General features: G+C 41.6%; 18 protein-coding genes and 1 pseudogene. 7 read left to right on the top strand and 12 right to left on the bottom strand.

Annotation, left to right across the window (positions count from 1 at the left end; all coding sequences use genetic code 11):
• The first annotated feature begins 109 nt into the window (after positions 1 to 109).
• From BIZ38_RS15060 to BIZ38_RS15045, 4 genes are all read left to right on the top strand, one after another.
• Positions 110 to 1,060, top strand: coding sequence for a porin (locus BIZ38_RS15060; RefSeq protein ID WP_262387616.1), 951 nt, complete (start codon positions 110 to 112; stop codon positions 1,058 to 1,060).
• Between the two features lie 146 nt (positions 1,061 to 1,206).
• A complete protein-coding gene (gene phoB, locus BIZ38_RS15055; protein WP_054551169.1) occupies positions 1,207 to 1,896 on the top strand; it encodes a phosphate regulon transcriptional regulator PhoB in 690 nt (229 codons plus the stop codon).
• A gap of 56 nt (positions 1,897 to 1,952) precedes the next feature.
• Positions 1,953 to 3,284, top strand: a complete 1,332-nt coding sequence (gene phoR, locus BIZ38_RS15050) for a phosphate regulon sensor histidine kinase PhoR (protein ID WP_138616392.1) — start codon at positions 1,953 to 1,955, stop codon at positions 3,282 to 3,284.
• A gap of 91 nt (positions 3,285 to 3,375) precedes the next feature.
• Positions 3,376 to 4,344 carry a PstS family phosphate ABC transporter substrate-binding protein gene (locus BIZ38_RS15045; RefSeq protein ID WP_054551171.1) on the top strand — a complete coding sequence of 323 codons (969 nt, stop codon included), beginning with the start codon at positions 3,376 to 3,378 and terminating at the stop codon, positions 4,342 to 4,344.
• Positions 4,345 to 4,396: 52 nt separating this feature from the next.
• Here BIZ38_RS15045 and mdoH read toward each other — a convergent pair whose 3' ends face one another.
• From mdoH to BIZ38_RS14995, 10 genes are all read right to left on the bottom strand, one after another.
• A complete protein-coding gene (gene mdoH, locus BIZ38_RS15040) occupies positions 4,397 to 6,379 on the bottom strand; it encodes a glucans biosynthesis glucosyltransferase MdoH (RefSeq protein WP_187490640.1) in 1,983 nt (660 codons plus the stop codon).
• Positions 6,351 to 8,069 (bottom strand): glucan biosynthesis protein, encoded by a 1,719-nt coding sequence (locus BIZ38_RS15035; protein WP_187490639.1) that lies wholly within the window; start codon positions 8,067 to 8,069, stop codon positions 6,351 to 6,353. The genes mdoH and BIZ38_RS15035 overlap by 29 nt, the downstream gene beginning before the upstream one ends.
• A gap of 352 nt (positions 8,070 to 8,421) precedes the next feature.
• Complete coding sequence (locus BIZ38_RS15030) at positions 8,422 to 8,622, bottom strand: hypothetical protein (protein ID WP_370625252.1); 201 nt, start codon at positions 8,620 to 8,622, stop codon at positions 8,422 to 8,424.
• A 96-nt stretch (positions 8,623 to 8,718) separates the two neighbouring features.
• Entirely contained in the window at positions 8,719 to 9,570 is an 852-nt protein-coding gene (panC, locus tag BIZ38_RS15025) for a pantoate--beta-alanine ligase (protein ID WP_054551175.1), read from the bottom strand.
• Entirely contained in the window at positions 9,571 to 10,365 is a 795-nt protein-coding gene (panB, locus tag BIZ38_RS15020) for a 3-methyl-2-oxobutanoate hydroxymethyltransferase (RefSeq protein WP_054551176.1), read from the bottom strand. It lies immediately after the preceding gene.
• A gap of 29 nt (positions 10,366 to 10,394) precedes the next feature.
• A complete protein-coding gene (gene folK, locus BIZ38_RS15015) occupies positions 10,395 to 10,883 on the bottom strand; it encodes a 2-amino-4-hydroxy-6-hydroxymethyldihydropteridine diphosphokinase (RefSeq protein WP_054551177.1) in 489 nt (162 codons plus the stop codon).
• A gap of 2 nt (positions 10,884 to 10,885) precedes the next feature.
• Complete coding sequence (gene pcnB, locus BIZ38_RS15010) at positions 10,886 to 12,172, bottom strand: polynucleotide adenylyltransferase PcnB (RefSeq protein ID WP_235373295.1); 1,287 nt, start codon at positions 12,170 to 12,172, stop codon at positions 10,886 to 10,888.
• 292 nt (positions 12,173 to 12,464) lie between these two features.
• Positions 12,465 to 13,409 carry a tRNA glutamyl-Q(34) synthetase GluQRS gene (gene gluQRS, locus BIZ38_RS15005; protein WP_187490638.1) on the bottom strand — a complete coding sequence of 315 codons (945 nt, stop codon included), beginning with the start codon at positions 13,407 to 13,409 and terminating at the stop codon, positions 12,465 to 12,467.
• A gap of 17 nt (positions 13,410 to 13,426) precedes the next feature.
• The gene (gene dksA, locus BIZ38_RS15000; RefSeq protein ID WP_054551179.1) at positions 13,427 to 13,870 is read right to left on the bottom strand and encodes an RNA polymerase-binding protein DksA; all 444 of its coding nucleotides are present in this window, start codon (positions 13,868 to 13,870) and stop codon (positions 13,427 to 13,429) included.
• A 212-nt stretch (positions 13,871 to 14,082) separates the two neighbouring features.
• Positions 14,083 to 15,072 carry an AraC family transcriptional regulator gene (locus BIZ38_RS14995; protein WP_187490637.1) on the bottom strand — a complete coding sequence of 330 codons (990 nt, stop codon included), beginning with the start codon at positions 15,070 to 15,072 and terminating at the stop codon, positions 14,083 to 14,085.
• Between the two features lie 147 nt (positions 15,073 to 15,219).
• On the opposite strand from BIZ38_RS14995, the gene BIZ38_RS14990 reads away from it, so the two are divergent.
• Positions 15,220 to 17,763: a penicillin acylase family protein gene (locus BIZ38_RS14990; protein ID WP_187490636.1), complete on the top strand. Its 2,544-nt coding sequence runs from the start codon at positions 15,220 to 15,222 to the stop codon at positions 17,761 to 17,763.
• On the opposite strand, the gene sfsA is transcribed toward BIZ38_RS14990, so the two are convergent.
• Positions 17,753 to 18,472 (bottom strand): DNA/RNA nuclease SfsA, encoded by a 720-nt coding sequence (sfsA, locus tag BIZ38_RS14985; protein ID WP_187490635.1) that lies wholly within the window; start codon positions 18,470 to 18,472, stop codon positions 17,753 to 17,755. The two genes, BIZ38_RS14990 and sfsA, sit on opposite strands and share 11 nt — an antisense overlap.
• Before the next feature lie 149 nt (positions 18,473 to 18,621).
• On the opposite strand from sfsA, the gene pepB reads away from it, so the two are divergent.
• Both pepB and BIZ38_RS14975 read left to right on the top strand, forming a co-directional pair.
• On the top strand, positions 18,622 to 19,917 hold the full coding sequence (gene pepB, locus BIZ38_RS14980; protein WP_187490634.1) for an aminopeptidase PepB: 1,296 nt from the start codon (positions 18,622 to 18,624) through the stop codon (positions 19,915 to 19,917).
• A gap of 464 nt (positions 19,918 to 20,381) precedes the next feature.
• A complete protein-coding gene (locus BIZ38_RS14975; RefSeq protein ID WP_187490633.1) occupies positions 20,382 to 20,948 on the top strand; it encodes a phosphoribosyltransferase in 567 nt (188 codons plus the stop codon).
• A gap of 55 nt (positions 20,949 to 21,003) precedes the next feature.
• Here the strand turns inward: BIZ38_RS14975 and BIZ38_RS14970 are convergent.
• Positions 21,004 to 22,038, bottom strand: a pseudogene (locus BIZ38_RS14970) (IS630 family transposase).
• Positions 22,039 to 22,063: the final 25 nt, after the last annotated feature.

Genomic DNA, 22,063 nt, shown 5'->3' with positions numbered 1-22,063 from the left:
TAGTAGATCTGTGATCCGTGATTTTTATGTGAAATATAGCCACCTTGCCTTGACCAAAAGCCCTTTATGTTCGATTTTTAAGTTATTGCTTAAATTGAGGATCGCTACCATGAATAAACCTGCCATGATGTTGTCGAGCTTTGCAATGTGCTTTATTTCTTTTCATAGTGCTGCCGAAGCTGTAGATGTGTATGGTCGGGCCCATTTAGGGGTTGCTAATAGCGACACTGGCGATGGCAGCGAAACGTCTATTGAGAGCTACAGTTCACGTATGGGTATTAAAGGCAGTGGTGAAATAAGTGATGGATTAAAAGCTGTATATAAGTTTGAATTTGCAGTAAATGCGGCTGATCAAGATAGCGATGGTAAAACAGAAGAGAATATTACCGCTCGTAACCAATATGTTGGTCTTCAAGGCAGTTATGGGCAGGTAGTGCTTGGTCGACATGATACAGCGTTAAAAGTATCGCAGGGTAAAATTGATTTAATGAACGACTTTAATGGTGATGTTAAAGCCTTATTTAATGGCGAAAATCGCCTTGGCGATGTGGTTCATTATAGCTCGCCAATTGTCGGCAATATGCAATTTGTGGTCACCTATATTGCTGAAGATAATTCTAAACAAGACGAAGAAACCGGTATCTCTGCGGCCTTTATGTATGGTGATAGTAAATTTAAAAAAGCGCCTTACTTTGTCAGTGTTGCCCACGACAGTAAAGTAGCCGGTTATGATACAACACGGTTTACGGCGCAAGGTAAATTAGGCGATTTAACCTTAGGTGGTATGTATCAACAAAGCGAAAAAGTAGCTGGTTCTGATAAAGAAGATGGCTTTTTGGTAAGTGCATCCTACAAAATAGATAAATATAAGTTATTGGCGCAATACCAAGATACTGATGGTAACTTCGGTAAGTTGAAAGACTCGGGGAGTGGTACCTCTGTAGGCGTTGAACGAAGCCTGTCAAAACAAGCACGTATGTACATGTGGTATACGCAGTTTTCACTAGATAATAATGCTGACGAAGATCACTTGGCAGTCACTTTAAGGTATGACTTTTAATCCGAAATTTACTATTAAAGCGTAAAAAATGGCTATTTTTGCATTGATTTTTTTGCGCTTTTTGAATTACTCGTTAGACTTTCATAAAAATGTCATACTTAGTCATAATAATGAAACCAGTTCGCTAACGAAAGAGATAAATTGGAATGTCACGTAAAGTACTAGTCGTCGATGACGAAGCGCCTATCAGAGAGATGCTGGTTTTTGTTCTAGAGCAAAATGGTTTTCAAGCAATTGAAGCAGAAGATTATGACTCTGCAATTGAAGCTATGGTAGAACCATACCCAGATATGGTTTTATTAGATTGGATGTTACCAGGTGGTAGCGGTATTCAAATTGCGAAAAAATTTAAGCAAAACGAATACACTCGTCAAATTCCTATCATCATGCTAACAGCTCGCGGTGAAGAAGAAGACAAAGTACGCGGTCTTGAAGTAGGTGCTGATGATTACGTAACAAAACCATTTTCTCCTAAAGAATTAATGGCGCGCATTAAAGCGGTTATTCGCCGTGTTTCACCAACCTCATTAGAAGAAGCCATTGAAGTTCATGGTTTACGCCTTGATCCAATCTCACACCGTGTAACATCAGAAGGGAGTGAATTAGATATGGGTCCTACTGAATTTAGATTACTCCATTTCTTCATGACACATCCAGAACGTGTTTACAGCCGTGAACAATTACTTGATCATGTATGGGGAACAAATGTATATGTAGAAGACCGTACAGTTGATGTACATATTCGTCGTCTACGTAAAGCGATTGCACCATTAGGGCATGACCGTTTAGTACAAACCGTTCGCGGTGCAGGCTATCGTTTTTCAAGTAAATTATAAGTGTCATAGCAATGACCTTAACAAGCTAATTTACATACTTAAGGTAAAGTGAGTGTATGTATCGAGTAGTGAATAAACAGGCGTTAGCAAAACGCCTGTTTATGTATTTCTTACCCTTGTTATTAGTTGGCGTACTTGTAGGTGCGCCTTTTTTGCTTTTATTTTTAGGCTCTTTTGCACTGCTAATTTGGCATTATCATCAATTATATCGCCTCAGCGATTGGCTTCTTAATCAACGTAGTTTCAACCCACCCGAAGGGGAGGGAGCGTGGGAGCAAGTCTTTGAAGGGATCTATCACTTACAACATCGAAACCGTAAAAAACGTAATGAACTTGCAGACTTAATACGCCGCTTTCGTGATGGCGCCGAGGCTGTGCCTGATGCGGTAGTGGTTTTACAAAAAGATCTCAGCATCATTTGGTGTAACCAATTGGCTTTAAAGGTTTTAGGGTTACAGTGGCCTACCGATCATGGGCAACGCTTAGATAATCTTATTCGCGATCCTAAGTTTGCAAAGTACATGCATAAAGCCTGTTTCGATGAACCGCTCGAGCTTGATGGTGGCCACAGCTACGATCAAACCTTAGAGTTTCGTGTTATGCCCTATGCAAGTTCACAGTTGATGATGGTGGTGCGTGATGTTACTCGCTTAAAGCAACTTGAGCAGATGCGTAAAGATTTTGTGGCCAATGTTTCTCATGAGCTGAGAACACCACTTACAGTGGTAACCGGTTACTTAGAAATGCTTGATTCAGATAGCTTACCACCTCCTGCAATGTGGCAAAAAGCGCAAACTACCATGCTTGAACAATGTAAGCGCATGGACAGTCTGGTTAATCAATTATTGTCGTTGTCGCGTATTGAAGGGGCACGTCGTCAAGATAACGATAAGCCGGTTAATGTGCCGCAGTTACTTACCTATATTCAAACCGAAGCACAGTCATTAAACCAAGACAAAGGCCATGAGCTTATCTTTAATGTTGATGCGAGCTTAGACATTAAAGGGGCCGAAGATGAATTACGAAGTGCCTTTTCTAACCTTGTGTTTAACGCCATTCATTACACCAAGCCCGGTGGCAAGATTGTGGTTGATTGGCAGCTTAAAAATAACCAAGCCGCGTTTAGTGTGACCGATAATGGTGATGGTATTGCTGCTGAACATATTAACCGTTTAACGGAACGTTTTTATCGTGTTGATAAGGCTCGTAGCCGCACTACAGGTGGGTCTGGATTAGGTTTAGCGATTACAAAACATGTACTTACAAGGCATGACAGTCGTTTAGATATCAGCAGTAAATTAGGCCAAGGCTCGACCTTTGCGTTTGCATTTGGTAGCGAAAAAGTCGTGCGTTTAACAGATAATATTAAGAAAACGGCAAAGTCATAAAAATGTCATTTAAGGGTAATCTAACTGTCATCTAGTGTCATTAGAGTAGACCGCAGTTAGGAAATGGGACGAACAAATCGGAGTAACCCCTATGAAATTCAAAAATCTCGTTGCCGCAATGGGTGTGGCTGTAACAACATTTGTATCAGCACAAGCAGCTGCAGTTGATAAAGATATGCCTGAGTACACTAAAGTAAGTGGTATCTCTGGTAACTTCTCATCTGTAGGTTCTGACACGCTTGCAAACATGATGACGTTCTGGGCAGAAGAGTACAAGCGCTTCTATCCAAACGTAAACATTCAAATCCAAGCAGCGGGTTCTTCAACTGCTCCTCCAGCATTAACTGAAGGGACAGCAAACTTCGGCCCAATGAGCCGTCGTATGAAGTCAAAAGAAATTGAAGCATTCGAAAAGCGTTACGGCTACAAGCCAACTGAAGTACGCGTTGCAATCGATGCTCTTGCTGTATTCGTACACAAAGATAACCCAATCAAAGGTTTACGTATTGACCAAGTTGATGCGATTTTCTCTTCAACACGTAAATGTGGTGCTGATGCACAGGTTAATCGTTGGAGCGAAGTAGGTCTTGAGGGCGATTGGGCAGCAAAAGATATCCAGCTTTACGGTCGTAACTCAGTATCGGGTACTTACGGTTACTTCAAGAAGAAAGCACTTTGTAAAGGTGACTTCCGTAACAACGTAAACGAACAACCTGGTTCTGCATCTGTAGTACAGTCAATCTCTTCTTCAGTGAACGCGATTGGTTACTCAGGTATCGGTTATAAAACATCAGGTGTACGTACGGTTCCACTTTCTAAGAAAGGCGACAACTTTGTTGATGCAACATTAGAAAACGTAGCAACAGGTAAATATCCACTATCTCGTTTCTTATACGTTTACGTGAACAAGCACCCTAACAAGCCGCTTTCACCAATCGATGCAGAGTTCTTAAAAATGGTTCTTTCTGTAGACGGTCAAAAAATTGTTGAGAAAGATGGTTATGTGCCACTTTCAGGTAAAATGGCAATGGCTGAACTTAAAAAGCTAGGCCTTCTGTAACAACCATACAGACATAGACGAAAAAACCGCTCAGTGAGCGGTTTTTTTTCGTTTAGCTTTTAGCAAATAATTTTTCCTTAATGCGTTGCTGAGCAAGACGTACTTGCTTACGCTTTTTACCCGAGGGAGCCTTAAAGCTTTGAATTGGCATTACCGTTGGGTATTCATTAGGTAGTGCAGGTATACTAAAGTCAGCGTGCTCATCCTTAGGTAAACCAATTTCTTGTTGATGTACACGAAGTGCCGCTAAGGTATCATCGTTTTCAACTTCACTTGGACATAAGAATAAGCCCATTTTACGCATTTTCACACCTAAGCCGATGCTGCTTGAGTAACGTACAATTGGCGCTGCTAAAATAAGGCCCACTAAAATAGGTGATAACCACCAAAAGAAGGTCGGTGTGTAATAGTAAGCAACCGAGCCCCAAATAATCGCGGTAATAGTCGAAAATAACGTATAACCAATCGCTTCCTTCCACGGTACCATTCTACCTTCACGAGGCTGTGCATCCCAGCTCACTTTTTTACCTAAAAATACGCACACGACAAAATAGCTATGGAATACCATCATTAGCGGCGCAATCACAATAGCAAAAACCGTTTCGATGAGTGAACCTGCAATTAGCTTCATCGTGCCACCAAAGGCTTTATTACGGTGTACTAAAGTCACAATAATACCCATTAATTTAGGTAGTAACAGTAATACGGCAGTAATGAATAACAACGAATCAATTAGATCCGTTTTGGCAATTTGCCAGGTTGGGAAAAGCTGATAAGCATGGTTAAAGTATACGTCGCTATTAAGAGCACGAGTCACTGCATCTAAGGTACTTAATGCCAGCATTGATAACCAGATTAACGATGAAATATACGCTGTGGCACCAAATAAAAAGTGCATTTTACTCATTAGCTTCAGGCCAGATTTTGGCAATAAACCTAAATGCTGGATATTTCCTTGCACCCATCGTCTATCTCGAATTGCGTAATCGAGAATGTTACTTGGCACTTCTTCGTAGCTACCTTCAACATCACTCAGCAGTAACACATCCCAGCCACTACGATGAAGAAGTGAAGCTTCAACAAAGTCATGACTTAAGATTTCACCGCCAAATGGGGCATTGCCTTTTAAAACTGGCAGGCCGCAGCATTTTGTAAATGCTTCAACGCGAATAATTGCATTGTGACCCCAGTAGTTTGCTTGGTTTGTTTGCCAAAAAGCAGAACCAGTTGCCAACATTGGGCTATATAAAATCGATGCAAACTGTAAAAAGCGACCAAAAAACGTGTCTTGGCGAACCGGAATAGGGATCGTCTGGATCAAACCTGATTTTGGATTGCTGATCATGCTAGAAGTCAGTTCAAGCATACATTGACCCGTCATAATGCTATCGGCATCAAGCACAATCATATGATCGTATTGGCTGCCCCAACGTTCACAAAAATCAGTTAAGTTACCTACTTTACGGTGTTTGTTGTCTTCACGGCGACGATAAAAAGTATGCGCAGCTAAATCACCTAAACGCTTAGTGAGAGCATTCCATGCTTTTAGTTCATTACGTGCGATTTCAGGGTCTTGCGTATCACTAAGTAAGTAAAAATCGTAATGTGGCATTTGTCCTGTTTTGGCTAGCGAGCGAAGGCTAACCTCAAAACCGGCAATTACACGCTCTGTATCTTCGTTGTAGATAGGCATAACAATGGCTGTTTTCGTTTGGCTCAAGGCATGCTGATTAATCTCGATTGGCTTTTGACGTTTTAAGGTCAACGGGTCAATACGAAATAATTGCAAGATAAAGCCCATACAGCCACTACAAAAGGCTGTAACAATCCACGCGAAGGTGACTGTAAATAATGCCAGTAAAGCGTACTCAAGCGGTGTCATGCCGTTAGAATTTAAAATATCGAACATGATCCACACGCCATAGGCGGTAATGCTGAGCGCTAGGCTCGAAAAAAGCCAAGCGCGGGTTTTCTTAAATGGCATTGCTGTTGCTTCTAACGCTTTACTATTGGACGTCGTTTGGATACCAGACATAGCTCCATACCTCGCTGATTTCTTTATCACGTAGTTTTAACGATAAGCGCATATCAACTGGCTTATCTCCCTCTGGCGCCACTTTAAAGGCTACGCGCCATCCTTGATTGTTTGGTAACTGCTGTACCGTTTTATCGCTTATTTGCCCAGCAGAGAGTGTAAGATCCGCTTGCATGGCAAAATTAGCTGATAGTTGATTAATGGTTTCGCCACTAAAATCAACGGTAAATTGGCGGTGGCTTTTTGGTGGTGGATTGTCTTCACCAGGTAATGCTGCACTACCAATTCGAGTTCTTAACACACTCGCTTTATCTTGAGTTGCAAGCGTGGCATTGAAAGTCGAAAGCTTGTAACTAAAGCTTAAGCTGTCACCGGCTTTCATTGGCTGCTCTGGCACCCAGTAGCTAACAATATTGTCGTTGGTTTCTGTATCTGTTGGGATCTCTACTAACTCAACGCGCCCTTTACCCCAATTACCTTCTGGCTCAATCCACATACTCGGACGGTTGTGATAATGTGCTTCGGTATCAAGGTAGTTATTAAAGTCACGGTCTCGCTGTGCAAGACCAAAGCCTTTCGGGTTCTCGTAGCTAAACGAAGTGACACTTAGCTTCTTCGGGTTATTCAGTGCGCGCCAAACCCATTGACCTTGTTCTGATTGCATTAGAAGGCCGTCAGAGTCATGTACTTCAGGGCGGTAGTCGTCGAAGAACTTAGTACTGTTTTCACCGTGGTAGAACATACTTGTTAGCGGGGCAATACCAAGCTTTTTGATGTCTTTGCGGGCGAAAATTTGCATTTGAGTTTTCACTTCAGTGTTGGTCGAAGGTGTTAATTCAAAACGATAGGCGCCCGACACAGATGGGCTATCTAATAATGCGTAGAGCACGATAGTGGTATCTTCGGGTGCTGGTTTTACTAACCAGAACTCTTTGAATACAGGGAATTCTTCACCTGAACTAAGAGCAGTATCCACCGCAAGTCCACGGGCTGACAGACCATATACTTGGTGCGGACCAACTAAACGAAAATATGAAGCACCTTGGAACACAGCCACTTCATCTTTGTACTGGTTGTTGTTCAGTGGAAAATGCAAACGAAAACCTGCATGGCCAAGTTGTGTATTGGCAATCGCAGTACTGATCTCTTGCTCTAACGGGGCAGCAGTTGCATCATAACGATAGTAATCTGTTTTAAAAGGTAAACTTTTTACTTCAGCGTTTTGTTCAAGAGTATTAATTGCAACCGGTGAACGATATAAAAAGCCTGGGTGGAACAACTGCACTTCATAAAGGCTTTGATCTTTCCAAATCGCTTGCTCAGTACGAAAACGGATTGCACGGTAGTCTTGGTAATTGATGCTTGTGAGCGCCTCAAGTTCAAGATCTTTCGGGGCTACATAAGGCTCTGAAGCGAGTTTTTTAGCACGCGCAGTGATAACATCAAATAGCTTTTCTTGGGGAATAGTGATCATCTCAGGCTTAAGCTCAACAGCAGCCTTTTCCTTTGAGGCCAGTTTTTCATTTTCGGCTGCTTGAACTTTAACGGCTGTTTGTTCTGTTTTAGTTACGTTTGATTGATCTTGTTCTTCAATTGCGTATGTATGACCTGCGCTCATGGCTAATAATACGCCCAATAAGGTCTTCTTTTTAGCAGCACTGAAGAGCTTGGTTCGAGTTTCTGGTCTCATTCAATTTTCCTTTAGCCGTAAATCACGTTAATTCATTCATATCCCTTAGCAATTACTGAACCCAAAATAAAAACTAATAATCTCAATGACTTTGAGTTGGTGCAGTTAAATGCGAAGAGTAAAATTTTGAAATTAGTGAGAAACAATTACATGGTTGCAGTTGTTTATTCGTCACCAATATAGAGAAGTTTAATGAACGAAAGCTTGCCCTAATATGAATAGATTAAAGGGTAAACAAAAATATGAACAAAATTACCAGAGGCTTAATTATGGAAATGAAATTGTAATCGAGAAGAGAAGTGCAGGCACCGAACAGGTTTCAGTGCCCTAATAAGCGAGCTAAAAGTAAGTATTATTTAACTTCACCTAATTTTTCGGCATTAGCTTTACATTGATTATAAGCTTCGATGCACTTGTTGCTACACACCTTATGAACTAAGCCATCAGCAGTGCTTTGTTGTTCACAGCTTGCCTCGCATTGGTAGTTTTGTTGAGCGCATTGTTGCATTTCTGGGTTTTCTATTTTATTTGAGCAGGCAGACAGTAATGTCATAGCAAATAATGTTGCTGCAATTGCAGGTAGTTTTTTCATGCTTATCCCTAGTTTATGTCTTTTCTTTGCAATCCATCTTACCCAGATTATTGCTATTTAATCCAGCTCAACTTGTAAATTGTCAATTAAACGTACTGAGCCCAAATAAGCAGCAGCTAAAATAACAAGTTGTTTATCAGCCGTTGTTGCAGGCTTTAATGTTGAGCGCTCTGCTACCGCATAATAGTCAGGTTTAAGGCCTGCACTTTCAAGCTGTGCTTTTGCATCAGCCTCAAGTGTAGCAATGTCTGCATTGCCTTGCTTCAGTGCTGTTGCTGTATTATTTAACGTGGCAAACAGTACTTTTGCAGTGTCTTTTTGCTCATCAGATAAATAGCCATTACGAGAGCTCATTGCTAACCCAGAGATTTCACGGCAAGTAGGTACGCCAATTATCTCTACAGGGATAGATAAATCGCGTGTCATGGTTTTAATCACTTGCAGCTGCTGAAAGTCTTTCTCACCAAAACAAGCAAAGTCAGGCTGTACTAAATTAAATAACTTAGTGACAACGGTTGCGACGCCTTTGAAGTGACCAGGGCGCGAGCCGCCACAGTAACCCATAGAAACACCCGGCACATCGACAAAGCTTTGCTCGCCTAAACCATTTGGGTAAATCGTTTCAACGGAGGGTGTAAACACGATATCAGTACCGAGTTCAGCTAAACCTTGTTTATCTTCGTTAAGTGTACGTGGGTAGCTATCAAGATCTTCGTTAGCCCCAAACTGCATTGGGTTCACAAAGATACTCACAACCACTTTATCAGCTAAGGTTTTGGCTTTTTCAACCAGTGAAAAGTGACCTTGGTGTAAATTTCCCATAGTAGGCACTAGTGCAATGCTCAGGCCTGCTTGACGCCAAGCTTTGATTTGGCTGCGTAACGATTTGATTTCAGTGATTGATTGCATTTATTTAAACTCGTGTTCGGTACTTGGGAAAGCACCACTTTTTACATCTTCACAATACTTTTGCACTGCTGCTGGCATATTGCCGGTTTCTAATAAGAAATTCTTTGAAAACTTAGGAATATAGCCTGCTGAAATACCAACTAAGTCGTGCATAACTAAGATTTGCCCATCAGTTTGATTACCTGCACCAATACCAATGGTAGGAATGTTCAGCTCATCAGTAATACGTTTAGCAAGCTCACTTGGAATACATTCTAAAACAAGTAACTGCGCACCTGCCGCCTCAAGTGCTTTCGCATCGCTAACCATTTTATCGGCTTGAGATTGCTCACGACCTTGAATTTTAAAGCCACCAAATACATGCACTGACTGAGGTGTTAAGCCTAGGTGGCCACATACTGGAATACCTTGTTGGGTCATCGCACGAATGCTGTCGTGCAGCCATTCGCCACCTTCAAGCTTGATCATGTTTGCCCCAGCACGCATCAGCTCTGCAGCATTTTTACAGGCATCAGTTGGGTTGGCATAGGTCATAAAGGGTAAGTCAGCAATTACAAATAATTCACGGCTACCTGCTCGTACGCAGCGTGTATGATAAGCAATCTCTGTGTTGGTTACTGCTAATGTGTCATCAGCACCTTGCAATACCATACCTAAAGAGTCACCAACTAAAATCACCTCGACGCCATTATCATGAAACAATTTAGCAAAACTGGCATCGTAAGCTGTTAATGCGGTGATTTTTTGTTGTTCTTGTTTCATTTTATTCAAGGTTGAAACGGTGATTTTAGACATAATTTCCTCTAAGGCTTAGCCTTGGTTGATTACTGCTGAGGGAGTTGTTGTAAATCGTTTAAAGGCAACGTTTTTGTTATATCAGCAAGTGATTGATTATTCGGTAGTACAAGTGTTGGTGCAATTTCCAACAAGGGGTAAACAACAAACTCTCGCTCTGTTAGGCCATAATGAGGCACGGTTAAGCGAGGGGTGTCTATTACGTCATTACCGAACAATAAAATATCTATATCAAGGGTACGCGGACCCCAGCGCTGTTCTTTTCTAACACGGCCATGCTCAAGCTCAATGGCTTGCGTTAAATCAAGCAACTGCTCTGGCATAAGTGCAGTTTTAACACATGCGACCGCATTAACATAATCGGGTTGATCTTGTGGCCCCATGGGTTTGCTTGCGTAATCATGGGATACACAAACAAACTCAACATCTTCTAATGCTTTTAGGGCAGCGACAGCAGCATGAATTTGTTTACGTGGCGCGTTTAAATTGGCACCTAAACCTAAATAAACGGTATGCATACTTAGTCTACTTTTTTCTTGCGTGGGCGACGACGGCGCTTAGGGCCACCTTGGTGTCCTAAATTTTTAACCATCTCTTTTTGGCCGTTGATGTCTTGGCTTAGGTAGGTTGTCCACCAATCAGCAAGCTCTTTTTGCTGCTCTTCGCCAGCTTGCACACGCAATAGTAAGAAATCATAGGCTGCCTTGAAGCGAGGCTGTTGAGTCAGCCTATAAGCACGTTGACCACCTCGTTTATCAAGACGTTGCTGAATATGCCAAATATCGCGTGCACCCAGTGTGAAGCGTTTTGGTACTGCTACATGTTGTGCGTTTTCACTCAGTACTTTGTTCATCGCTTGTGCAAATGCATCGTACTCTGAAAGTTGATCGCGTTGTTGTAATTTTTTAGCAATGCTCAGTAATGGGAACCACAAAAGGGCTGCAAAAATAAAGGCTGGAGTGACTTTTTTATCAGCATTAATACGCTTATCGGTGTTTTTAAACATTTGCAGGATAAACGTATGTTCAAAGCCTTCAGGATTAGCATCTAAGATTTTATCAAGCGCAGGGAATAATGCTTTGAATAAACCATACTGGCGTAGCATTAAGTAGTTTTCTTCTGCTTTGCCGTTTAAGAACAACTTGAGTGATTCTTCAAACAAACGAGCTGGCGGAATATGGTCGAGTAAATTAGCAAGGCCTTTAATTGGCTTTTCGGTGCCAGGTGCAATGCTCATTCCTAGTTTGGTGGCAAAACGCACTGCGCGTAACATGCGCACAGGGTCTTCACGGTAACGTGTTTCTGGGTCGCCAATCAGCTCAATTTGTTTTGCTTTTATCGCGCTAATGCCATTGGCATAGTCATAAATACAAAAGTCGTTAATTGAGTAGTAAAGTGCATTTATCGAAAAGTCGCGGCGCTCGGCATCTTCTTCGATGCTGCCATAGACATTGTCGCGCAGGAGTTGGCCGTGCTCGCTTGATTGGCTAATTTGATTTTTGCTTTCTTCGGCTTCGTGATGGCCGCGCATGGTCGCCACTTCAATAATTTCTCGACCAAACACGATATGGGCTAAACGAAAACGACGACCAATTAGACGACAGTTACGAAATAGCTTTTTGATTTGCTCAGGGGTTGCGTTTGTTACAACGTCGAAGTCTTTTGGTTGTTGGCCTAACAATATATCTCGAATACAACCACCTACAAGGTAGGCATCAAAACCACCTTCTTTAAGGCGGTACAATACTTTGATTGCATTTGGGCTAAATTGTTTGCGCGAAATACCATGTTCACTGCGCTCGATCACCAAAGGTAACTCGCTCGTTGGCAAAGCATCACTTGATGTCGTGGCATTTGGGCCAATAATCTGCCGACAAAATTGAAAAAGCTTAGAAATAATAATCTGTCTCCTACGACGCGGACTTTGCGACTCATCAAGTATAGCGTTTGTTTGATACTTCGCCGATGTGAGATTGACGTGTAATCAGTGTGTTTTAAATGGCGCTAAATTAAGGTGTTGATGATTCGCACACTTTGGGTCGCTATCATATACCAGCAGGGCTGAAAAATTAAGTTACTCGGCCTTTAAAATTGGCAATTTATTTTTCAATAGTAACAAAGTTACAAAAAGGAGAGTTAGGATCCTCGCTAACTTGTATTTCTTGCACCTTTGGTATGTGTTCAAGGCGGTAAGTTTCAACAGCCCAAGCTAACATCTGTTCAGTACTTAACGATAATAGTGAACTTTCTGGCTTTAAACCTAAAAAGCGCAAGGCATCGAACAACGCGGGCTTTGGATTTGATTTTGCTATTGCTGGGGCGTAATTTTGCTTTGATAACTTAAAACCAGGTTTAGCTACCGCTAAAGGAAGGTGGGCGTATTCTGGGGCCGGTTTATTTAGTTGCTTAAACAAACTGAGTTGTCGTGCAGTCGGCTCGAGTAAATCAGCGCCGCGAACGACTCTTGTAATACCTTGTGCGATATCATCGGCGACTACGACCAGTTGGTAAGCAAATAAACCATCGCTGCGCTTTATTAAGTAATCTTCTTTGGCAAGTTGGCTATCAACATACACTTCACCTTGAATTAAATCATGGTAGTGACTGGTTGCAAATTGCTGGGTTAAACGTAGCGCTGAATCAGTTAAAGCGTGGTTTTTATACCGGCAGTGGCCTTGGTATATTCCACCGATTGCTTTAATTTCTTTGCGCGTGCAATGACATGCATAAACAAGGTTTTGCGAAATTAACTCGTCAACAATGGCTTGGTATTGCTCATGACGCTGGGTTTGGTATATGACAGGCTCGTCCCAGTAAAGACCGTAAGCCTCTAAGGTATGTAATATATCGTCGCTAGCATCGCTTACAACACGCGTTGTGTCGATATCTTCAATGCGTACTAACCATTTTCCTTGATTTGCTTTTGCATCAAGGAAGCTACCCACAGCCGCTATAAGTGAGCCAAAATGTAATGGCCCTGAAGGGGATGGCGCAAAGCGGCCACGATATTCACGCATTGGCGTGTTAACGGCTGTGGTAGACATGGGCTAATTAAAGGATATTAACCGCGTCCAGATTGCTTTTCTTTAATTTCCGCAAGCGTTTTACAGTCTACACATAAATCAGCTGTAGGACGCGCTTCTAGGCGGCGGATACCAATTTCGATACCACATGATTCACAGAAACCAAAGTCATCTTCTTTGATTAATTGAATCGTTTTTTCAATTTTCTTGATCAGTTTACGCTCACGGTCACGAGTACGAAGTTCTAATGAGAATTCTTCTTCTTGTGCTGCACGGTCTACTGGATCCGGAAAGTTAGCTGCTTCGTCTTGCATATGCGATTTAGTACGGTCTACTTCGTTACGTAAATCGTTACGCCAAGCTTCTAAAATTGTTTTGAAATGAGCACGTTGTGCTTCATTCATGTACTCTTCACCTGGCTGTTCTTGGTATGGTTCCAACCCGGCCTGAGCCAATAACCCTAGTCTTTTTTGGTCTGGCATAACTTTCTCCTAAATCCTTAATATTTTGCCCAGCGTTAGCCGGCGGCTATAAATAGCAGAATCATTAGACTGAGGCAAATTTATTTTTAATTAATCCTCTTGACCTTGTGCTAATGATTGCTCAAATAATTATGGGCGGTTTGGTAAGCCCTTAACTACTCGTCATTTTTTTAAATTTGCTAAGTTATATGGGCAAAAAAAAATAATACAACTTAAATAGTATATAAAGCTAAAAACTTTTTTGGCGTGGTTTTGTACCAACGCTTAAAGGCGCGTTGTAGAGCGCTTTGTTCAGAAAAGCCTAACTTGTTGCTAATTTCCAGTGCAGATAGGCCTTTTAGAAGCATCTCTTTTGCAAGTAGTTTTCGTTGCTGATCAATGAGTTTAGAAAAACTAAGTTGCTGATTTGAAAGGTGACGTTGTAAAGTGCGTTTTTTAATATTGAGTTGAATTGATGCTTGCTCAAGGGTCGGTATGTGAGGCAATTGGGTATTAATGAAAGTAACTAACTGCGAGGCATAATCATGCTGTGATACAGCTGTATCGACTTGAGATAATAAAATGTTTTCAAGCTCGGGGTTAGGAGATTGCAGTCGACATTTAAGAATCGATTTACTAAAAATAAGAGAGTTTGAGTTAGCTGAAAACTCAATAGGGCAATTAAAAACCTGTTTATAAACAGTTAAACTTTCTGGGGTTGGGGTGGGTCTAGTCAACTGTACTTTTTCAAGGCTAACATCGGCATGATTGTGACAACAGTGCTTAGCAAATGAAAGCCAACTGCTAAATAATTCATCTACCATGTAATGCTGTATGTTACTTTGAGCATGCCAGCTTAGACGACAAAACTCGTCTTCAGAAACGAGTTCAATGTGACCAATGTTTCGTATTGTTTTGCTTAATCTCTGTGCATGCTCCAGTGCTTTTTCTAAGTTTTTGCTCACTAATGCAACATGACCTAATAGCCCCCAATTTTGTGCTTTTAAAGAGTTGCCAAACTCCAGCCCAATATGCTCTTGTTGTAATATTTTATCGCCATAGTGCATGAGTGAATCATAGTCAGCGATAGGAAAGCGGGCGCTTACATCGTCCAAATCTTTCAGTCGTTCACCGAGCAAAGCTTCAATTTGTTTGCTACACATGCCTTGGCGTTCTAAAAAAAATACAAGTGAGCGAATTATCTGGCAACTGATATAAAACATAGGTCATTCATAGTTATTATTATTTTAATAGAAGTAACGCTGCATTAGTTGGCGCGCAAAGTCAATTTTTTGCGTGAAAGGTCAAGATTTAGCCTACTATTTAAGGCAAGCTGGGGGGTGGACATACAATCATAATAAGGATCCACAATGAAACTCAATCCCCTGCTAATCGGTATTGCTGCGGCTTTGCTCGTCGGCTGTAATTCAGATAAAGATAACAATGACACCACAGCTCCCGTTGTTACCCCTGACCCAGATCCAGTTGTAAAAGTAGATATTCCTGCATTTTCCGAAGGCAATACGTTACAAGCGAATGTGCGATGGACAACCTATGGTGTACCCCATATCACAGCAGCAAATTTAGAGAGTTTGGCGTTTGGAGCAGGGTTTGCATATGCAAAAGATCATGCTTGCTTATTAACGGACCAAATTATTAAAGTGCGAGGCGAACGCTCAAAATACTATGGCCCAGATAAGGTTGCTGGAAGTGGAGATTCACAGCACTTAATATCAGACTTTGGTTATAAAGCATTAGGAGTGAATGAGTACGCACTGCAACATTATGATGAACTGAATGAAGACAGTCGCGCCCACTACGAGGGGTTTGTACAGGGGTTTAATAAATACGTAACAGACACCGGTGTTGAAAACCTTGCTCCAGAGTGTGCATCGCAACCTTGGGTTACTCAACTAACAGCACAAGATATGCTTGCCTATTCAATGGCTACCGTGCAGTTAGCCAGTTCAGCTAATTTTTTAGAGTTAGCTTTTTTTGCCAACCCTGGGGATAGCAATGAATATTTACCTGTACCAATGAGCGGTGCTCCTTCAGCTGTTTCTAGTATCACTAACAACATTGCTCAGCAAGCTGCGCAATTTAAACTTGAAAAAAAATATAAACATTTGGGTTCAAACGGTTGGGGCCTAGGTAAAGACATGATGGCCAATGGCAAAGGAGGATTACTCGCTAATCCACACTTTCCTTATGAGGGAAATTTGCGGTTTTGGCAGTCTCATTTGACCATACCTGGTGCTATGGATGTAATGGGGGGGAGTCTTCAGGGAATGCCGGGCGTTATTAATATTGGCTTTAACGAGCATGTAGCTTGGACGCATACTTTTTCGACTGCGCGTCACTTTTTAATTTATCAATTGGCTTTAAATGAAAATGATAGAATGAGTTATAGTGTTGAAGATGAGCAGTACTCAATTACTGAAAAAGTCGTTACTGTTGAAGTGGCTACTGGTGCTGGCAGCACAATTGAGTTGAGCAAGCCCTTTTATTATAGCCATCATGGATTAATGCTCGAAACACCTGTAGAAAATGGCTTAGGTTGGAGTGATACTCAAGCATTTACGATAAAAGATGCTAACGAATTTAATATGGATGTCGTTGCTCAGTGGTCGGCTTTAAACCAAGCTGTAAGCCTTGAAGATATGAAAGCAGCCTTTGCTGAGTTTGATGGTGTGTCTTTCAATAACACCATGGCAGCAGACAAAGAAGGTAATGTCTTTTATGTTGACGATAGCACGGTTTTAAAGCTTGACGATCAAGCGAACTTAGCCATTCGATTACAACCAGAGCTTGTTGCTTTGAGAGAGTCCGTCGGCTTTGACATTGTTCCTGGCAATATGAAGCTATTTGAAAGCCAAGGCAAAGTACCATTTAACGAAGCGCCGCAATTAACACGCACAGATTATGTACAAAATTCTAATGACAGCTATTGGGTTACTAATCTTAACGAGCCACTCATCGGCTTTGCGGCTCAATATGGTGATGTGCATAAACCCCTATCACTAAGAACAAGAATGGGATTGAAGCTTCTTCAGCAAGGAGGAGGCGAAGATGCTAAATTTACCTTGGATGAGTTAGAGCAGGCATTAGTTGGTAATCACTTTTACCTTGAGAGTTTAGTGTTTGAAGAGCTGGCATTACAATGTTTTGCACAAGGGGACTTACCAATTGAATTAAGTAACGGTACGCAAGTTTATATCAGCCAAGCATGTGATTTATTAGCTAATGCCGATGGTAAAATGAACTTAGATACGCAAGGTGCTGCTTTATTTCGCGAGTTTGCGCACTTATTTAACGCAAAAGAGCATCTTTATGACAATTTTGATGTGACTAACCCTGCTAATACGCCAAATACATTACGCAAAGATAAAGTTGCTTTAACTGCATTGGCACATGCTGTTTATAATTTACAAGCAAATAATGTTGCACTGGATAGTCGCTTAGATGAATTACAGTTTGTCGAAAAATCACTTGCCGGTGGCAGTGGCTCAGGTGAAAAGCTACCTTGGGCTGGTCCTATGCATGTGGAAGGTGGGTTTAACGTGTTCAGATATGATCGCAGTAACTTAACGCGTTCAACACTAATCCCCTACACGGATTATGCTGTTCTAAATGATGCTGTGACGGGTAAACCTCTTGCATCAAACTTAACGCCGCAGGGATACCCTGTTAACTATGGCTCTAGTTGGATGTTTGTAATGAACTTTACAGAAAATGGCCCTGAGGCAAAAGGTTTGTTAACCATGTCACAAAGTTCAGACTCACATTCAGAACATTTTGATGATCAAAGTCGCTATTATTCTCAGTCGGCTAAGCTTAGACCTTTACTTTTTAAAGATGAAGATATTGAGCTTAACCTGATTGATGAAGTCGACCTGTCAATGACTAAGCAATAAAAGGTACTTTTTCAGCCAGTCTGATCTGGCTGGCTGAAATTTCTGCTTTATAAGCAATCACTTCAACCCCTTTTTTTATAGCTTCAGTCAAAAGCTGGGCATATTTCGGATCGATATGTTCTGCTGCACTTACTTGATTGATACCGTCGTGTAAAACTGCAAAAAGCAGAACGGCACGATGCCCTTGCTGTACCATTTCTACTAATTCCCTGACATGTTTTTGGCCACGTTCAGTTTTTGCATCCGGAAAATACCCTTGTCCGGAGTGTGGTTCTGTTTGTGAAAGTAATGTCACAGATTTTACTTCTACATAGCAATGGGGTTTATGTTCATCTGTTAGTAAAAAGTCGATACGGCTATTTTCTTGGCCGTATTTTACTTCTGCAGCAATGGTTTGATAGTCAACAAGTTCAGCAATCGCGCCTGTATTTAAAGCTTCTAGCACAACCTGGTTTGCAATAGCGGTATTAACACAAATTAAGTGGTCGAATTGGTTCTGAGTTAATTGCAAGGATTGAGGGTACTTACGTTTAGCATTATCACTGGTTGAATAAAAAGCCTTAAACCCAGGCTCTGCACAGCCCGTCATTTTGCCTGTATTAGCACAGTGAGCTGTAAACTCTGCGCCATCGGCAGTTTTTAAGTCGGCTAAAAAGCGCTTGTAGCGCTTAATTAAGGTGGCTGATTGTAATGCAGGAGTAAACTTCATGACTTTACCTGATTGGTTTTTCTTTATTGTAAGTGATTCATTACGCGGATTAAACCACACTTCATAACGCTATTTATCGCAAGCTGTTGGGAACTGACGTTGGCTGTAGTAAACTCAATCAACATTTTTAGCGCAAAGAGTATTCTAACATGTCAGAAAAATTTCTAGTTCAACTTAGCGAGCAGGGCGCTGCCGCACATTGGGGCGAAAAAGCCGCTCTTTCTTTTACTGAACAAGGCGCAACTGTTCATTTAACTGAGCAAGATACACTTAAAAACGTACAAAAAGCAGCACGTACGTTAGCTAATCAAGGCTTAAAAAATATTGCCTTAGTAGGCGATGTTTGGTGCACAGAAACACAGTGGGCTTTTTATCAAGGTTTTGTATCACCAAAGAATTTAGACGCAATTGAGTTTGTTGAAAATGCAAAAACAGACAGCAAAGAGCTGACTTCGTTAAAGCAAGCTGCGACGTGGGCTCGTCAAATGATCAATGGCACTGCGGATGATATTTTCCCAGAGAGCCTAGCTGGTAAAGCTGCTGAGTTTGTTCAGTCATTAGCGCCTGAGCACGTAAGCTACCAAATCATTAAAGGCGATGCTTTATTAGAGCAACAATGGATTGGTATTCACGCGGTAGGCCGTGGTAGTGAGCGTCCACCGGTATTATTAGCATTAGATTACAACCCAACGGGCGACGAAAACGCACCTGTTGCGGCCGCTTTAGTTGGTAAAGGCATTACCTTTGACTCAGGTGGTTACTCAATCAAAGCAAGTGAAGGCATGTTAGGCATGAAGTGCGACATGGGCGGTGCTGCTACAGTAACAGCTGGCTTAGCACTTGCTATTAGCCGTGGTATCAACAAACGTATTAAATTGTTCTTATGTTGTGCTGAAAACTTAATTTCAGGTCATGCCTACAAACTTGGTGATATCTTAACGTATAAAAATGGCACTACAGTTGAAATCGTTAATACCGACGCTGAAGGCCGTTTAGTCCTAGCTGATGGCTTAATGGCTGCAGGTGAGTCTGGCGCGCCATTAATCATTGATGCGGCAACACTAACAGGCGCTGCGCTTGTTGCTGTTGGTCAAGAGTACAATGCATTGTTCGGTCTTGATAAAGAGCTTGTACGTGACGTACAAGACTTTGCAGAGCAAGAAATGGAAGCTGCATGGCCATTACCACTTGAAAAATGGCATCAACAAAATTGCCCGTCGCCATATGCAGATACCGCAAATAGCCGTCCTCAAAAAGGTGGTGGTTACGGTGGTGCTTCTAATGCGGCTGGTTTCTTATCACGCTTTGTACCAAATGAAGGCAAAGGTTGGGTGCACATTGACCTTGCTGCTGCATTTAACATGGGTAGCACAAGCGAGTGGGCTGCAGGCGCAACAACACAAGGTATGCGTACCGTTGCAAGAACTTTACTAGAAAAAGCATAAGAAATTATCTATTGGGCGTGTTGACCTTTTATGATTAACTTTGCAGCAGTGTGTTTGGTATTTAGACAAGGCAGAGCCAATGTAGTGTGGTTGTTCCACATAAATAGGCGATAACGCAGCATTAATGCCAAACACGTGCTGCCCTTCGGGTTCTTCCTAGGGGCGATTAACTCTTTGTTGCTCAATTTTTACTTAGCCCATTAGGTTACAAATCTCGCGCCGCGATTAAATCGTCCCTAGAGTGAACAAATTTAATCCACAAAGGCCAACACGCCCTAATTAAAAGCCCCTTAACTTTATCTAAGTTAAGGGGCTTTTTTGATCTAAAGGGGAATTTTACAAACTGATACAAGCTTTTTTGAGTAAATTAGTATAAAATCCCGCCCCACATTTTCTCATCCTGTGGTTAGTTTTTATTAAATTAGCTACACTTGAATGATCAATTGACACTGGGGTCTCTATTTATGTCAGATAAGTGCTATATCACTGCGCAGCAGCTTCTTGAAGATTCATTTCGTGTTGCGGCACAAGTTTATGAAGATGGTTTCCGTCCTGATTTCATCATTGGTATTTGGCGTGGTGGTGCTCCAATTGGTATCGCAGTTCAAGAATATTACGATTACAAAGGTATAGAAACTGACCATATCGCAGTGCGTACTTCTTCGTATTACGGTATTAACCAGCAATCTAAAGAGATTAAAGTTCACGGTTTGCATTACATCATTGAAAATGCCAATGCAGACAATTCATTACTAATCGTTGATGATGTGTTCGATTCTGGCCGCAGTATTTTTGCATTAAAAGAAAAGCTTTCTGAATTAATGCGCTTAAATCTACCACGTGATATTCGCGTTGCTTGCCCATACTACAAGCCAAAGAACTCAAAGGTAGACATGGTGCCAGACTACTTCATTCATGAGTCTGAAGAGTGGTTAGTGTTCCCTCATGAGCTTTCAGGCCTAACGCCAGACGAAATTATCGAAGGTAAGTCAGATTTAGCGAACATCCAAGACATTTTACTTGAAAAGTAATCTTGTCTAGATGTTTCATAAAAGGCTCTTAGTGAGCCTTTTTTATTGCTTGAAGTTAGGGGGATAATACCATTCCGCATAAAGATTGAATCAACTTAATCCATTCCCGATTACACATTTTCTTCACTCTATCTGGTATCGAAATAAAGTGATTCCATGCCTTTGAAACTTCATCGACAATTTCATCATAGCCCGAAAATACTCTATTGGATAAACAATGTTGTCGTATCCAGCTCCATACTTGCTCTATTGGATTTAGTTCAGGTGAATAAGGAGGAAGCTTTATCAGTGTCAGGTTCTTAAATTCTGCCGCAGTATCAAATGTGTGCCAGCCTGCGCCATCTATTATCACTACAGCATGCCTTCCAATAGGTGCCGCGTGTGATATCTGACGCATATGCTGCGTCATTGCTTCTTTATTTACAAGTGGACTTACTAACGCTTCTGTCTGGCCTGTGGCTGGACATACCGCGCCAAATAAGTATCCATAGTCAAATTACTGTTTTTTACAATCCGTGGCCGAGTGCCTGTTTCAGCCCAAATGCGCGTAGTCGGATTTTGCTGGCTAAATCGCGCTTCATCTTGAAATCATACGTCGATACGAGCAAGAGGAAGATGTCCTGGTGTGTGAAGGATCGTTTCCAGTTGGAAGTTTTTTAAAAGCCTCTTGGCTCTGTGATGATTGCTTCGGGTGTTTAGAGCGGCTTGTGATCCAACTAAAGCCAAGTTGCTTTAGAATTTTATAGTCATGATTTAAGTGGTAATGAATACCAAACTCAGTTTGAATGTAATGCACAATGTCTTCAACGGTAAGGCGGCCACCTCGAAGGTCTGTGTTCGTACGTTTTATAAACTCAGACAGTTGTACAAGTTGTTGCTGTTGCAGCCTTGATGGACGTCCTTGAATAGGCTTATTGTCTAAGGCATCTAGCCCATGCTCTAGGTAACTAGAAACCCATTTATTAACACTACTTCTTGCTGTGTTTAGACGTTTTGCAATATCGGTTCTGCTATTACTTTCATAAAATAATGACACTGCGAGCAATCGCAAGTGTTTTCGTGCGCTTGGTTCTTTTCGAGAAAGCGTCAAAAGTTATTCAGATATGTTTGGGTTC

The sequence above is a fragment of the Pseudoalteromonas sp. BZK2 genome (assembly GCF_014349195.1).
Lineage (GTDB): Bacteria > Pseudomonadota > Gammaproteobacteria > Enterobacterales > Alteromonadaceae > Pseudoalteromonas > Pseudoalteromonas simplex.
Note: the sequence above shows the minus strand (reverse complement) of the source record. Positions and strands in the feature narration are given on the sequence as shown.

Coding starts and splice junctions, on each gene's coding strand:
- BIZ38_RS15060 (WP_262387616.1), top strand. CDS start 110: ATGAATAAACCTGCCATGATGTTGTCGAGCTTTGCAATGTGCTTTATT.
- phoB (WP_054551169.1), top strand. CDS start 1,207: ATGTCACGTAAAGTACTAGTCGTCGATGACGAAGCGCCTATCAGAGAG.
- phoR (WP_138616392.1), top strand. CDS start 1,953: ATGTATCGAGTAGTGAATAAACAGGCGTTAGCAAAACGCCTGTTTATG.
- BIZ38_RS15045 (WP_054551171.1), top strand. CDS start 3,376: ATGAAATTCAAAAATCTCGTTGCCGCAATGGGTGTGGCTGTAACAACA.
- mdoH (WP_187490640.1), bottom strand. CDS start 6,379: ATGTCTGGTATCCAAACGACGTCCAATAGTAAAGCGTTAGAAGCAACA.
- BIZ38_RS15035 (WP_187490639.1), bottom strand. CDS start 8,069: ATGAGACCAGAAACTCGAACCAAGCTCTTCAGTGCTGCTAAAAAGAAG.
- BIZ38_RS15030 (WP_370625252.1), bottom strand. CDS start 8,622: ATGACATTACTGTCTGCCTGCTCAAATAAAATAGAAAACCCAGAAATG.
- panC (WP_054551175.1), bottom strand. CDS start 9,570: ATGCAATCAATCACTGAAATCAAATCGTTACGCAGCCAAATCAAAGCT.
- panB (WP_054551176.1), bottom strand. CDS start 10,365: ATGTCTAAAATCACCGTTTCAACCTTGAATAAAATGAAACAAGAACAA.
- folK (WP_054551177.1), bottom strand. CDS start 10,883: ATGCATACCGTTTATTTAGGTTTAGGTGCCAATTTAAACGCGCCACGT.
- gluQRS (WP_187490638.1), bottom strand. CDS start 13,409: ATGTCTACCACAGCCGTTAACACGCCAATGCGTGAATATCGTGGCCGC.
- dksA (WP_054551179.1), bottom strand. CDS start 13,870: ATGCCAGACCAAAAAAGACTAGGGTTATTGGCTCAGGCCGGGTTGGAA.
- BIZ38_RS14995 (WP_187490637.1), bottom strand. CDS start 15,072: ATGTTTTATATCAGTTGCCAGATAATTCGCTCACTTGTATTTTTTTTA.
- BIZ38_RS14990 (WP_187490636.1), top strand. CDS start 15,220: ATGAAACTCAATCCCCTGCTAATCGGTATTGCTGCGGCTTTGCTCGTC.
- sfsA (WP_187490635.1), bottom strand. CDS start 18,472: ATGAAGTTTACTCCTGCATTACAATCAGCCACCTTAATTAAGCGCTAC.
- pepB (WP_187490634.1), top strand. CDS start 18,622: ATGTCAGAAAAATTTCTAGTTCAACTTAGCGAGCAGGGCGCTGCCGCA.
- BIZ38_RS14975 (WP_187490633.1), top strand. CDS start 20,382: ATGTCAGATAAGTGCTATATCACTGCGCAGCAGCTTCTTGAAGATTCA.